Genomic DNA, 12,627 nt, shown 5'->3' with positions numbered 1-12,627 from the left:
CAAACGAGCATTACATAAACTAGAACACCGAGACCAATTCTCCCTTTTGTCGGGCAAAGATTTCTAATCAAGGGTTACATTACAAAAATCGCTTGTTTGAGGCGTAGCCGAGTTTGCGATTTTTAGCAACCTGAAGATTAGAAATCTATGTGGATATACGAACACTAATACAAGGAGACCACATTATCAACAGTTTGCCGTAGGCAAACTCCTTATCCCCCGAGAGGGGTCGCCCGGAGGGTGTAACGGAAGGGGTTTTAAAGGGGACCCAATGAGGGAACGTGCGAAACGTTCCCTTGGGGTCCCCTTTATTACGAAGATTCAACTGTAAATAAAATAATCACTTTAAAGATAAAGATAAAGATAATAACTTATCTAGGATAAGAAACCTACTTATGGTACGGCTCCTTATTTATTATCCTATAAGCCCTATAAATTTGTTCCATTAGGATGACCCTCATTAATTGATGAGGATAGGTCATTTTGCCGAAGGATATTCTGTAATTGGACCTTTTTAGGACATTGGCTCCCAGTCCATTTGATCCTCCTATTACAAAAACCATATCCCTGCCAAAGCCATCTAGCATTTCGTCTTGGATTAATTTTGCAAATTTTATCGAGTCCAGGGCCTTGCCATTTATTTCTAGGGTCACGACAAAGGCGTCGTCCTTGATTTTAGATAGAATTCTCTCGCCCTCAGCGGTTTTTACCTGGTCGATTTCCTTTTCTGACAGGGTTTCTGGGGCCTTTTCGTCGGCCACTTCCACAATTTCAACCTTATTGTAAGCGGTCATCCTCTTCTGATACTCGGCGATAGCCTCCCTATAAAATCTTTCCTTGATTTTCCCTACGCCGATTATTTTAATTAACATTAGTTTTGATTTTTGGCGTAGTCAGCGTAGGCCTGGCTAATCTTTGAAAATCCGTCATTTTCCAAGGCTTCTAGGATAATATCTCTCACTTCTGTAGTTCTTGTAATCCTCTTGTCGTCGCCATGAAATAGCCTATCTGCCACATCTTTTAGGATAATTGAAACATCAGATGTGTTTATTTGCATACCTGCCCTGTCGGCTGCGTTTTTAATTGATCTAGAAATCTTATCTTCATTGTATTTTTCAATATTTCCACTTCTTTTTACTACATATTCATCACGGCCTGTAACCATGGCCATGATTTCATCAACTGGCAAAGATTTGGCGATTTCTCCAAGGTCTAGGCCCTCAATCTTGTTATTTTTCAAAAAATCTGTCAATAAATTTAATATTTTTTCTGTCATTTTTTTCTCCTAAATTTCAAACATTCTTCTACTTATTTTTATACCCAAAACTCGCAAAGCTTATCAGGAATTGTAGTGCCTGTTGGGTAGGGTAATAATTTCGTTGAGTTCTTTTGGCAGTTTGATGTCCCTTTTTAAGGCAGCAAAGGAAATGGCGTCTTTGCCGTATTTTTTCCTGATTTCGTAGATGGCCTTATCGCAAGATTCTTCCTTGAAATATTTATCACATTCGGTGAAAATATCAAGCTGGCTGCCAGACCCTAGGGGCCTTAGCTTGGTGGCCCTGATGCCAATAGCCCTCACAGGCAAAGGCCAGTCATATTTTTGGCAAAATAACTTAAAACCAGCGTCTGCCAGGGTTATGGAAGATTGGCTGGCAAGTTTTAAATCAGTCGCAAAGTGCTGAGAGAAAAGCTCAGAATCTCTCACAAAAACCTCAACCCCATTGGCTTCAAGGCCAGCTTCCCTAAGCCTTCTTGATACAGAAAAGCTCAACTCCTGGATGACGTTTTTGACCTCGCCATTATTTACAAGGTCCTTCCTACAAGTCGAAGAATTGCCAATAGTTTTTATGATGTCCTTGTGGTTTATATCCACAACCGGGCGCCTATCTTCGCCCTTGGCATAGGTCCAAAGATAGACCCCATTAATACCGAGGAGATTTTGTAAAAGGCTAACAGGAGTCTTGGCCAAATCGCCCAAGGTGTAAATTCCAATGCGGTTTAGCTTACCCTTGGTGGCCCTGCCGATGCCCACCATGGCCTCGACCTTTTGTGGCCAGATTTTTTCCTTCCAATTATCCTGGTCAATGACTGTGATGGCGTCAGGCTTTTTCATATCTGATCCAAGCTTGGCAAAAATCTTGCAAAAAGAAACCCCAATGGACACTGTAAGGCCAACTTCTTCCTTCATACGCCTAGAAATTTCCTGAGCAATGTCCATTCCCGACCCAAAAAGCCTGGTAGAACCAGACACATCTAGGAAACACTCATCAAGGCCAAAGGATTCGACCTGGTTGGTGTAATCGTAGTAGATTTTCTTGGCCATTTTTGAATGTTTGAGGTATTGGTCATATTGGGGTGGAACGAGGATTAGGTCCCTGCAATGGGTCAGTGCCTCCCAGATTGGCATACCGGTTTTGACCCCCATTTCCTTGGCTTCCTGGCTTTTGGCAAGGATAATCCCGTTCCTATTTTTGGGATTGCCCGCCACAGCCATGGCCTTGCCCCTAAGGGCTGGATTAAGCTTGGCTTCTATAGATGCATAACAGGCGTTCATATCTGAATGTAGGATGATTCTCTTCATTGTAGACTCCTTCTTGTGAATATTTACTAAAAATCTTGATTATTCTGGACTCTTAATGTATAATTAAGACAATAAGTGACTGTAAGTAAATTATAAGACACTAAATGTCTTTTGTCAACAAAATTTTTTCAAAAATCTTAATTTAAAAAAGAAAAAGAGGAGTATTATGAGTTTCGCAAGCAAATTAAAAAGTCTAAGAGAAGAAAAAAAGTTAACCCAAGGTGAATTAGCTGAAATGGTTAATGTATCCCTAAAAACCATATCTCGCTATGAGCTAGGTCTGTCAAAACCAAGGTACAGAAAGACTTACGACCTCTTGGCCGATGCCCTAAACACCAGCCACGACTACCTAGTCACAGACGAGGAAGACTTCGTCCTAACCACCCGTGAGAGATACGGCTTTAAGGCAGGCAAAGAAGCAGAGGAATTAGTAGACGGAGTCATCGGTCTTATGGCAGGAGGCGAAATCCCAGAAGAAGACAAAAGAGCTATTCTAGACGCTATCTCCGAAGCTTATTATATAGCCAAACAAGACAGCAAAAAATTTAGGACAAATAAATAATGGCCTATGCCTATGATCAAATCTATGAGGATGTCCTTGACCTAATCAAAACCCACGGCACCCGTGATCCTAGAGAAATCCTTGAAGAACGAGGAGTCCACCTCATCCCCTTCAAGGAAGACACCAAACTCCTTGGCATGTATAAGATAATATTAGACAGTCGTTTTGTCTTCTACAATCCCCACGTCGACTACAGGATAAGGACCATGGTCTTTGCCCACGAACTAGGTCACGACCTCTACCACCAGGAAAATGCCAAGAAAACTTTGGTAGAATACGAGCTTTTCGACATCAATAGCGAAATGGAAATCGAAGCAAACATCTTTGCCGCCCACCTCTTATTAGATGAAAAAAGCCTCATGGAAGATATCATAGAAGGCTACACCTACAACGAACTAGCTAGCCTCTACGACGTCAACGTCAACCTCATGATTTTTAAACTAAACGAAATGCACAGGATGGGTATGCCCATCAGAAAAGAAAACCCAAGCCAGGCCGACTTCTTTAGGCAAATCGACGGCAAAGATTCTAGAAATTTGAGGTCCTACTAATGGGAAAGAGACTCACAGACCTAGTCAAAATAATCATAGACCAAAAAAAAGACATAATAGTTGCAGCTGATATGACAGTAGGCGCCGGCAATGATAGCTTGTATATCTTAGAAAATACAAAAGTAGAAAGACTCTACGGCTTTGACATCCAAAAAGAAGCTGAAATCAAGGCCAAAAAATTAATAGGAGAAGATCTAAGATTTATCTTTAATTTAGCTAGCCACGATCAAATTGAAAACTATGTAAAAGAAAACCTGGACCTTGCCATCTATAACCTAGGCTACCTACCAGGAGGCAACAAGGAAATCACAACCAAATACCAAAGCACAATCAAAAGCCTAGAAAAAACCCTAGACCTCCTAAACAAAGAAGGAATGATAATCCTAACCATCTACCCCGGCCACCCAGCAGGCAAAATAGAAAGCGAAAAAATCGAAGCCTATCTAAAAGACCTCGACCAGAAAAAATACGAAATAATAAAAATAACCTACCCAACCAGACCAAAAAAACCACCATATATTATTGTTATTCAAAAGAACTAGAAATAGTTCTTTTTTTCGTCCGAGATTAATGGTAGTAAAAACTTTGAAATCAAAGTTTTTACTACCATTAATCTCGGATTAACAGAAAAAAAGATGAGAAGCCTGGCTTCTCATCATCTTACATAATATTTTCCGTCTATTTCTTCTATTTTTGTGTTTTCTGGGCTAGTTGGGAAGTTGTTTGGGGCTTGTGGGCGGGTTTTGCTTTCGTTTATGGTTCTTGATTTTTTGATTTCTTCATCGGATTTTAGGAAGTAATCGTAGGTTACGAAGTCTCCTAGGTTTTCTATATCTTTTTCGCTGAAGTTTATTACTGGGTCGTCCCAGGTTGTGTCGATGTGGTACCACTTGCCCATGATTTTTACCATGTTCCACATATGATCTTCACCGTTTCTTAGTGACTTGCCTGTCAAAAACCTTGTTTCTAGACCCGCTTCCTTGGCCATTAGGTCAAAGAGGGTGGCGTAGGCGTTGCAAACTCCACCATTGCCGTAGATTATTGAGGCTGGGTGGTAGATTGATACTCCCCCGCTTTCTTCGTTTCTGTCCCCCTTATTGTAGAAATTTTTCTTGACTATATAGTCGTGGATGGCTTTGACTTTGGCATATTCTGTGAATGATGGGTCTATATTTTCCCCTACCCATTTTTTGACAAAGTCTGTTGTGGAGTATTCCATATCCACACCTACCCTGTATTTTACGTCAAACTTGGCCTTTTCTATATAGGTCTTGCCGTCCATGGATTTGTCCGGATTGTAGGTTGTATCTATCCTTGCTGATCCATATTGTCCATAGTAGAAATAATCGTCTTCCCTTGCCACGTCTAGGAAAAGGTCAGATATTTTTTGATTTGTACTTACCTCGCCAATATCTATGACAAAATAAGTATCCCTATTTTGGAGGTGGGGCCTGATTTGGTCTCTGATTTTCATATTGTCCCTATAAACAGCCTGGATGTTTTCAACCTTATTTAAGGTTTTCTCGAGGGAATCCATGAGGATTTTGACCTTGTCGAGTTTTTCCTTGGAAATTTTTAGCTTATCTTCCCTCATGGCTGTCCCTACCTCGTCTAGGACATCCCTATATTTTTTTGTGTCAATCTTTAGGAATTTTTCCTCGCTTGCCGTGGAGGCATAGGATTTTGGGCTAGCCAAAACCAGGCCCAAGACTAGGATGAGGGCAATTTTTTTTATAATTTTCATATCATCTCCATAATAAAATAACTAGCAGGACCAGTCTACGTCGCGATGGACCTTATATCCTGCTAGTTATATTTTTTATAAAATAGCTTCTGCTTTTTTAATTAAAGCTTCTGATTTTTTAACCAAGGCTTCTAGCCTAGGTCTAACATTAGCAACCTTTTCTGGTGATGTTTCAAATAAGAGCTTTACAGCACTGATAGTAACTTTGCTATCTTCTACCAAAGCTTGTAATTTTACTGTTTTGCTTACACTTTTTGCAGTTTGGCGCTTCATCTCTTCCTTGATTTCCTTAAGCTTGGCTGTAGCTTGGCGGAGCTCTAGGAATGTAGCTTTATCGCCCTTATCAAGGACTGCACGTCCCTCAGCCATGGCCACTTCATAGTCGGCCTTTATTTTTGCTGATACATGAGAATTGTAAGCCTCGCTGCTAACTACATCTATATAGTCATCTACAGCATTTTTTAGGTTAGCCTTTTGTTCAGCATATTGTTGTTCTTGGCTTGCCTCTGCCGCATAAACTTCGCTTATCCTAGCCTGACCTAGACCCATAAAGGCAAAGTTTATAGCCAACAGAGAGGCCATTATCTTCTTATTTATTTTCATACTTATCCCTTAATTCCATCAAGTTTTTTTAAGGCTTCTTCAGCTTTTACTGCCAAAGCTTCAGAGTTTTTAATTAATTTTACTAGCTCAGCTTTAACAGGTTTTACTTTTTCTGGAGTTATATCTAATAATAACTTAGCAGCCTTAACAGCTATCCTATTTTCTTCGAGTGATTTTTGTAGTCTTTGTCTTTGAAGTTTTACTTTTTCATCTTCAACCTTATTTTCCACTAGGGCAAGTCTGGCTGATTTTAATGCATCAGTTAGTTCCTTGTATTCCACAGCAGTCTTTGTGCTTGCCTTATCTTCAACACTTGTTTCTGCAATTCTTAGGGCAGATAGGAATGAATCAAAACTCTTCTTTGTATATTTGCTAGCATCATTTCTAAGCTTAGCTGATATAGCTATCTCTTCTTTCAAAAGAACCTTGTTTTCAAATGGTGCATAAGCCTTAGTGATAACTTCTTTTTTATCCTTTAATTCTTTGTAATAAGAATCAGCAAGAATCTTGTTGATGTTATCATTACTATCATTCAAAACCACAAAATCATAGGCCTTGTGATAAGCCTTGAGGTAAGCTTCTCTTTGTGTCTTTGTAGCTGCTGTGAAGGCAAAAGATTTAACAAATTCATCATTTGCACCTACTAATTCTTTTAATTCTTTGATTGAAGCCTTCTGTCCATCAAGATCGTCCATAGCTATCTTAAGATCACTTGTAGCCATTAATAAGTTTAGCTTAGTAGTATCATTAAGAATATTAAGAGCTGACCTATTAAAAACTTCTTTAGCTGCTGTAATCTGTCCGTCTAGAGCTTTTTGACGAAAATCTCTAGCATTGATATATCTATAGCTTTTCTTAAGTTTTTCTGCTTCATTTATTGTTTTTTCTAAATTTATATATGCGTCATAGTATCCTTGACTTGATAAAACAGTTTCTGTTGCGAAAGCTTTTTCTACCTTAGGTCCAAAAACTGTTGCTGCAAGAGCTGCTGCAAGCATAACTTTTTTAAAATTATTATTTTTCATATTTTCAACCTTTCTATTGTAAATATTTCTACCTTTAATATACTCTTTTTACCCATTTATAAAAGATAATAAAAGAGGCCTAGCAAAATTATGGACAAATACAATTTGAACCTTGGCCGGACTAGGCCCTCGCCTAGCCTTTTTGTGAAAATAGGCGTGGTTTGTCTTACTTATCTTTTTTTGCTTAGCCTCTTACTTATTTTATAGGGATTCTAGAGCTGCTTCTGCCTTTTCAATTAGTGCGTTAGAATCTTCTACTAATTTCTCAAGTTTAGCCTTTGTTTCTTCAGAAAGTGACTCTGGAACTTCTTCTAGAAGGATTTCTGCTGCTCTGGCTTGAACTCTATTGTTGAAGATTGCATCTTCAAGTCTTTCCTTAGCAGTCATGCCAGGATCAGTCTCAGCTTCGTTAGAATCTTCGCCTTCTTTTTCTGTAGGCTCTTCGCCTTCTTTTCCTTCTTCGCCTTCTTTTTCTGTAGATTCGTAATGGTCTGCGTCTTCTTCGCCTTCTTTTTTGGCTGCGTCTTCGTTACTTGTTGGCTCTTCTACCTTAGTATCTTCGCCCTTCATCTTGTTTTTAAGACTATCACAACCTGTAAGAGTTGCTGCGATTAAAAGAACTGCTAGAATTTTTTTGTTAGTTATTTTCATTTTTGTCTCCTTTTTTAGATGTTAATTTAAATATTCCTAGAGCTGCAACAAGAACTACTGCAACTTTAGCTATTCCATTTATACCCGTTTTTACAATTGAACCAGGATTTGTTACTGTAGAAATAGGTCTACTTGTTGTAGGCACCTGACCTTGTGGAACAAGTGTCTGAGTTGCTGCGAATTTTGGATTGATAAGGTCATTTAATTCCTTTTCAACCCTCAAAGCATCATCCATAGTCATATTTTCACCAGAAAGACCATTGATTTTATCAGCTATAGCCTTCCTATCGGCTGGATTTGCTATCTTCATTTGATCTTTCTTAAACCTAGCGGCTAGGTCATGGATTAATTTATCAAACTTATCGCCATCTAGGGCATTTTTGGCATTTAATAATTTATTATAAACCGCCCTGACTTGTTCTTCTGTTGGTTTATCGTTCTTATTAATAAAATCTTTAGCTTCACTAAACGCAAGGTCATAGGCATCTCTTAGGGCTTTTTGGGCCTTTTTATACTTAAAGCTGCCTTCCTTAAGCTTCTTATCTTCAGCAATCAAATTATTAAGGTCTTCAAGAAGTTTATCACGAGTCTTGTTTGGATTCTTTTCCCACTCTATTTTCTTGATAATCTCTTGGATCTCTTTTTCTTGCCAAACAGCATCTAAGGCACTGAAAACAGCCTTTTCATCACTGCTTGTTTCGTAAAGTTTCAAGGCATCGTCGAGTTTTTGCCTCAAGGCTTGTGGAAGTTTCTTATATTCTTCCCCATTTTTATATTCTCTAACAGCCTTTAGGATGTAATAGTATTTGTTAGACAAATATTTTTCTTTGCTAATCTTGCCATCCATAAAGTCCTTGGCATTATTAATTGAATCAAGCAAGTCTTTTGCTTCTTGGCTATCGAGTTTGCCTGCTTCTTTCAAGGCCTTGGCTGCTTCTACCAATTCCTTATAATTCTTTGCCGCATCCTTTATATTTTCATTAGAGCTAACTGCAGCCTTTTTGTAGTCTTCTGTCTCCAAGAATAGATAAGAATCATAAATAGCATAAGACAATTTCCTAGCTTGGCTAGTCATCTCGTCCTTAATCTCTGCCCTAGCATCAGCCAACTTTTTGTAAATAACATTCAAAATATTGGCATCTGGAGCGGCTTTCTTAAGCTCTTTTTCACCATCTTCTACTAATTTCTTATAGTTTTTGATGGCTTCTTCCTTCTTAGAATCTTTTTCAGCATCCTTATACTTATCTGATTCTCTGAAAGTTTTATCGTCATCAACTAATTTTTGAAGCCTGCTAGTCAAAAACTCAGCTAGTTTAACTACAGATTCGTTAAAGTTCTTGTAGGCCTTATCCAAATCTTCAAGGCTTGCCTTCTTGTCATCAGCAAGCTTAGCTGCCTTTTCCCTAGCCTTTGTGTAGGCTTCCTTAGATTCTTTTGTATCCTTGGTATCGTAGATTTGCTCAATCTTTATACCCTTGGTAAGGCCTAGCAAGCCTTTGATGGCATCCCTTGCCTTATCCTTGTCAGAAAACTTATCAAAGCCAGCAAGGGCATCATCAAGTGCCTTAGTAGCCTTTTCGATTTCTTCGTCTTTTACAGATGCTGGATCTTTTTCATATTTATCTCTCAAAGCCTCAGCCCCTACTAAGGCCTTAAAGAACTTGTCTTTTTTCTCTTTGTCGGCCTTGTCATAGGCATCGGAATAGAAAAATTTATTTCCCTTTTCGATACTAGACTTAAGTTTGTCGAATTTTTTGTTTTCTTCCTTAGGGACGGCTTTTACATTCTTGGCCTTATTGATTTTTTCTGTAAGGTCCTTAAGCTGAGCTTCCAATTCTTGGTAGTCTTTAAGATCCCTTTTAATACCATTTTCATGGCTTGTTTTATAGACTATTGCCTTTGCAATGGCTGCCTTGTATTTACTTTCAAGGTCGATATCCTTTAGACCATCCAAAGTAGCCTTGCTTTCTTTTACATAAGCAGACAATTTCTTTAAGATGTCTTCGGAACTTGGCTTATTTTCAATATACTTGTAGTCTGTAGCCTGGCTGTCGATATTGTATTTTGCATCAGCGAGGTTCTTCACGGCCTTAGCTATATCCTCATAAGTGGCCTTATCAATACCACGATGTTTTTCTAGTTCTTCATAAGCATCTTTATATGCTTTTTTTAAGCCATCTGAAGCTAGGATAAACTTATCAGACTTTAGGAAATCCTCATAGCTTTTAGCTAAAGCCTCGTAGTCTGCTTTGATATTTTCATATTTTGTCTTATCTAAATTTGCTTCAAAAGCATTGATTTCATCTTCACTAGGATTGAATTCTTCTTCATCTGCTAATTCTTTCTTATAATTTGTGAAGAAATCAATCAAATCCTTGTCTAATTTAAGTAAATCTTCTAACTTAGCATTCTTAAGATTTTCGGTCTCTAGTTGTTCCTTAGCTTTATCAACAAGAGCCAAACCTTCCTTATATTTAGGATCTTCCGCCTTATCTCCATGTTTTTCTAGAAGTTTAACTATTTTTAGAAGATTAGTCTTAATATCCTTATTTATAGCGTCAGCATCAACATTAGCCTTAGCCTTTTCGGCAAGACTTTTGTATGCTGTTTCTATAGAGCTAATACTATCCTTCAATTTATCCGCACTTGGACTAGCTTTAATAATGATTTCCTTAGCATCATTAATAGCTTTACTAAGATTATTTTGGGCATCCACGCCCGCAAAGTTATAAACTGAAGATTCCTTCGTATGTTCAAAATCTTCAATATATGCCTTAATCAAGGAGGCCATATCGTCTTTATTAAGTTCTACCGTGCTCACCTCAGTCGCATAAGACTCACTCACAGCCCCCGAAACAGGGCTTAGGGCGAGGCCTAGGGTCAAAAGGCTTGCAATTAATTTTTTATTCATATCTATCTCCCCACAAGCATAAGCCTGTTAGCCTAATTATAATATATCTGGGCATTCTTGTCAACAAATACCTAGATTTCAATACTTACAAGGCTTATTCGTACTTGGCAAGTAAGACTCTACCCTTCCTAATCAAATTTTCCTGGTTTGCCATCAAAGTATCGAGCTTATCCCTCACATCAGCCACCTTATTAGGCGCTAGATCAATAAGCTGTTTGCAAGCGGCAATGGTAGTCTCAGCATCAGAAATAGCCCTCTTAAGATTGTCGATTTTCTCCTTATCCCTAATATTAAGCAAACTCTTGCGCTTAGCCTTGGCCAATTCAAGGGCAAGGCTCTTCTCCTTAATCTTTTCAACAAGGACCTCGTTGGCCTTATCAAGATTATCCCCGGTAACAGACTCAGCAATGGCATTGACATAGTCAACCAAAAGCTCATCGTAAGCCGCCTTATTCACCCCATCTTTCATCACAAAATATCCCTTAAGATACTTATAAAGGTCATTGGCATTCCTAGGACGAATCCTAACCCCATTCAAATTTGCCCCATTAAGGAAATAAACCCCAAGCATAGGCTGCTCCAAAGACGGAGTCGCATTAGCCACATACTCATCAAGCTTACTAGAAACAGAAAGCAAATGCTCAGAAATTGCATCTTTGTTAGAAACATACTTGCCAGACTTATTCACATAGGCACGCGAAGACTTATTCACCTTAGAAAAAGTCTCCCCAAAAGCCTCAACCTGGCTCTCAAGCTCACTAATCTCACGGTCAAGCGCCTTAATCCTAAGATCAAGATCACCCTCAGCCCCAAAAGCCAAAGAAGGCCCAACCAAAGCCAAACTCATAGCAAGTGATAAAACTCTAAGCTTCTTATTCATAACAAACCCTTTCTTGTAAAATCAACTAGGAAACAATTAATACTTACTAATATTATACCCCATTCTTGATTTCGTCTTAGTTAATAGTAGAAGTGTTTGCTTTGTTTTTTTTGATATGGTTTTGATTTCATGTAAAAAATACTATTATACTATGGAAAATAGGACGAATAAAAAAACACCCACCTCGAGGAGCCAAGCGACGAGAGGTCTCTATAGTTCTCTATAAATTGGATTCGCTCTTTCATCGGGATTTTGGGTAAATTATAAAGGATTGGGATAATAACGATGTATAGACGAAACCCTTGATATTCTGAACGATAAAGATCTCTCACTCCGTTCGAGATGAGTACTGTGGGTTTGAGTTTTGTTTCAAAGAATTTATTGAGTTGTGATATTAAGAATAATTTAAAACTTTGGGAAATAGTCCGAAGCTCAATCCTCTCATCCTCGTCTCGACCGAGCGTAGCGTAAGCGGAGAAAGTGGAGAGATCTCTTGCCACCTATATATGACCAATATGATATGGGTGTCTAGTCCATTTTCAAATCAAAGACCTTCCCCTACAACAAATCCCAATACAAATCCTTCCATTTTGGATTCATCTTGCTTATTATTTTATCTTTCTTTGCTCTGCTCCATTTTTCTATCTGTTTTTCTCTATCACGAGCTTGTCTTATATCGTCATAGCATTCAAAATAAATCAGCCTTGTAATGTTATATTTATCAGTAAAACTATCCTTAAAAAGGTGCATCTTGTGTTCATAAGTTCTACTAATTAGATTAGTGGTTGAGCCTTTATACAACACTTCATTTGTCGCATTCGCCAATATGTAAAAATATCCAGCCATGATTGCCTCCTAATATTTGCTATTATTTATATACCCGATATTAGTTTTATTAATTGTTTAGGTGTTGATCTTATGGAGATGTTGACGAATGTATGAGCAGAGCTAGCTTGTAGTTGGCGTAGGAGGTCCCTCCACCTCGGTCGGGACGAGGGGTGTTGTTCAAACTTGGTTTCAAAAAAATTAGATGATTGTAATAATAATATTAATTTAAAACTTTGGGAAATAGTCCGAAGCTCAATCCTCTCATCCTCGTCTCGACCGAGCGAAGCGAGT

General features: G+C 38.4%; 13 protein-coding genes. 3 read left to right on the top strand and 10 right to left on the bottom strand.

From position 1 onward, the window contains the following. Window positions 1-389: 389 nt before the first annotated feature. From rlmH to AC1EJ5_RS05040, 3 genes are all read right to left on the bottom strand, one after another. On the bottom strand, window positions 390-872 hold the full coding sequence (gene rlmH, locus AC1EJ5_RS05050; RefSeq protein ID WP_479814930.1) for a 23S rRNA (pseudouridine(1915)-N(3))-methyltransferase RlmH: 483 nt from the start codon (window positions 870-872) through the stop codon (window positions 390-392). After that, a complete protein-coding gene (locus AC1EJ5_RS05045; protein WP_479814928.1) occupies window positions 872-1,276 on the bottom strand; it encodes an ATP cone domain-containing protein in 405 nt (134 codons plus the stop codon). The genes rlmH and AC1EJ5_RS05045 overlap by 1 nt, the downstream gene beginning before the upstream one ends. A gap of 63 nt (window positions 1,277-1,339) precedes the next feature. Continuing rightward, window positions 1,340-2,581, bottom strand: coding sequence for a DNA polymerase Y family protein (locus AC1EJ5_RS05040; protein ID WP_479814926.1), 1,242 nt, complete (start codon window positions 2,579-2,581; stop codon window positions 1,340-1,342). 166 nt (window positions 2,582-2,747) lie between these two features. On the opposite strand from AC1EJ5_RS05040, the gene AC1EJ5_RS05035 reads away from it, so the two are divergent. Genes AC1EJ5_RS05035 through mnmM form a run of 3 tightly spaced genes read left to right on the top strand, consistent with a single transcriptional unit; the run spans window position 2,748 to window position 4,236 of the window. After that, entirely contained in the window at window positions 2,748-3,143 is a 396-nt protein-coding gene (locus AC1EJ5_RS05035) for a helix-turn-helix domain-containing protein (protein WP_223419123.1), read from the top strand. Next, window positions 3,143-3,694 carry an ImmA/IrrE family metallo-endopeptidase gene (locus AC1EJ5_RS05030; RefSeq protein WP_479814924.1) on the top strand — a complete coding sequence of 184 codons (552 nt, stop codon included), beginning with the start codon at window positions 3,143-3,145 and terminating at the stop codon, window positions 3,692-3,694. Before AC1EJ5_RS05035 ends, AC1EJ5_RS05030 begins: the two co-directional genes overlap by 1 nt. Then, window positions 3,694-4,236, top strand: a complete 543-nt coding sequence (gene mnmM / locus AC1EJ5_RS05025; RefSeq protein ID WP_479814922.1) for a tRNA 5-(aminomethyl)-2-thiouridylate-methyltransferase MnmM — start codon at window positions 3,694-3,696, stop codon at window positions 4,234-4,236. The genes AC1EJ5_RS05030 and mnmM overlap by 1 nt, the downstream gene beginning before the upstream one ends. Window positions 4,237-4,349: 113 nt before the next feature. On the opposite strand, the gene AC1EJ5_RS05020 is transcribed toward mnmM, so the two are convergent. The 7 genes from AC1EJ5_RS05020 to AC1EJ5_RS04990 form a co-directional block, all read right to left on the bottom strand. Further along, window positions 4,350-5,438 carry a transglutaminase domain-containing protein gene (locus AC1EJ5_RS05020; RefSeq protein WP_479814920.1) on the bottom strand — a complete coding sequence of 363 codons (1,089 nt, stop codon included), beginning with the start codon at window positions 5,436-5,438 and terminating at the stop codon, window positions 4,350-4,352. A gap of 75 nt (window positions 5,439-5,513) precedes the next feature. After that, on the bottom strand, window positions 5,514-6,041 hold the full coding sequence (locus tag AC1EJ5_RS05015; RefSeq protein ID WP_223419114.1) for a hypothetical protein: 528 nt from the start codon (window positions 6,039-6,041) through the stop codon (window positions 5,514-5,516). Window positions 6,042-6,043: 2 nt separating this feature from the next. Beyond that, window positions 6,044-7,066 (bottom strand): hypothetical protein, encoded by a 1,023-nt coding sequence (locus AC1EJ5_RS05010; RefSeq protein WP_479814918.1) that lies wholly within the window; start codon window positions 7,064-7,066, stop codon window positions 6,044-6,046. A gap of 201 nt (window positions 7,067-7,267) precedes the next feature. Next, window positions 7,268-7,717 (bottom strand): hypothetical protein, encoded by a 450-nt coding sequence (locus tag AC1EJ5_RS05005; protein ID WP_479814916.1) that lies wholly within the window; start codon window positions 7,715-7,717, stop codon window positions 7,268-7,270. Further along, complete coding sequence (locus tag AC1EJ5_RS05000; protein ID WP_479814914.1) at window positions 7,704-10,628, bottom strand: hypothetical protein; 2,925 nt, start codon at window positions 10,626-10,628, stop codon at window positions 7,704-7,706. The genes AC1EJ5_RS05005 and AC1EJ5_RS05000 overlap by 14 nt, the downstream gene beginning before the upstream one ends. 94 nt (window positions 10,629-10,722) lie before the next feature. Further along, the gene (locus AC1EJ5_RS04995) at window positions 10,723-11,508 is read right to left on the bottom strand and encodes a hypothetical protein (protein WP_479814912.1); all 786 of its coding nucleotides are present in this window, start codon (window positions 11,506-11,508) and stop codon (window positions 10,723-10,725) included. A gap of 558 nt (window positions 11,509-12,066) precedes the next feature. Beyond that, window positions 12,067-12,354, bottom strand: a complete 288-nt coding sequence (locus AC1EJ5_RS04990; RefSeq protein WP_479814910.1) for a GIY-YIG nuclease family protein — start codon at window positions 12,352-12,354, stop codon at window positions 12,067-12,069. Window positions 12,355-12,627: the final 273 nt, after the last annotated feature.

It is taken from the genome of Anaerococcus sp. C0059F3 (assembly GCF_056590475.1).
This window is presented reverse-complemented; position numbering and strand designations above follow the sequence as displayed.

What these genes read in the sequence shown, in the direction of transcription:
- rlmH (WP_479814930.1), bottom strand. Translation starts at nt 872, where the DNA reads ATGTTAATTAAAATAATCGGCGTAGGGAAAATCAAGGAAAGATTTTAT.
- AC1EJ5_RS05045 (WP_479814928.1), bottom strand. Translation starts at nt 1,276, where the DNA reads ATGACAGAAAAAATATTAAATTTATTGACAGATTTTTTGAAAAATAAC.
- AC1EJ5_RS05040 (WP_479814926.1), bottom strand. Translation starts at nt 2,581, where the DNA reads ATGAAGAGAATCATCCTACATTCAGATATGAACGCCTGTTATGCATCT.
- AC1EJ5_RS05035 (WP_223419123.1), top strand. Translation starts at nt 2,748, where the DNA reads ATGAGTTTCGCAAGCAAATTAAAAAGTCTAAGAGAAGAAAAAAAGTTA.
- AC1EJ5_RS05030 (WP_479814924.1), top strand. Translation starts at nt 3,143, where the DNA reads ATGGCCTATGCCTATGATCAAATCTATGAGGATGTCCTTGACCTAATC.
- mnmM (WP_479814922.1), top strand. Translation starts at nt 3,694, where the DNA reads ATGGGAAAGAGACTCACAGACCTAGTCAAAATAATCATAGACCAAAAA.
- AC1EJ5_RS05020 (WP_479814920.1), bottom strand. Translation starts at nt 5,438, where the DNA reads ATGAAAATTATAAAAAAAATTGCCCTCATCCTAGTCTTGGGCCTGGTT.
- AC1EJ5_RS05015 (WP_223419114.1), bottom strand. Translation starts at nt 6,041, where the DNA reads ATGAAAATAAATAAGAAGATAATGGCCTCTCTGTTGGCTATAAACTTT.
- AC1EJ5_RS05010 (WP_479814918.1), bottom strand. Translation starts at nt 7,066, where the DNA reads ATGAAAAATAATAATTTTAAAAAAGTTATGCTTGCAGCAGCTCTTGCA.
- AC1EJ5_RS05005 (WP_479814916.1), bottom strand. Translation starts at nt 7,717, where the DNA reads ATGAAAATAACTAACAAAAAAATTCTAGCAGTTCTTTTAATCGCAGCA.
- AC1EJ5_RS05000 (WP_479814914.1), bottom strand. Translation starts at nt 10,628, where the DNA reads ATGAATAAAAAATTAATTGCAAGCCTTTTGACCCTAGGCCTCGCCCTA.
- AC1EJ5_RS04995 (WP_479814912.1), bottom strand. Translation starts at nt 11,508, where the DNA reads ATGAATAAGAAGCTTAGAGTTTTATCACTTGCTATGAGTTTGGCTTTG.
- AC1EJ5_RS04990 (WP_479814910.1), bottom strand. Translation starts at nt 12,354, where the DNA reads ATGGCTGGATATTTTTACATATTGGCGAATGCGACAAATGAAGTGTTG.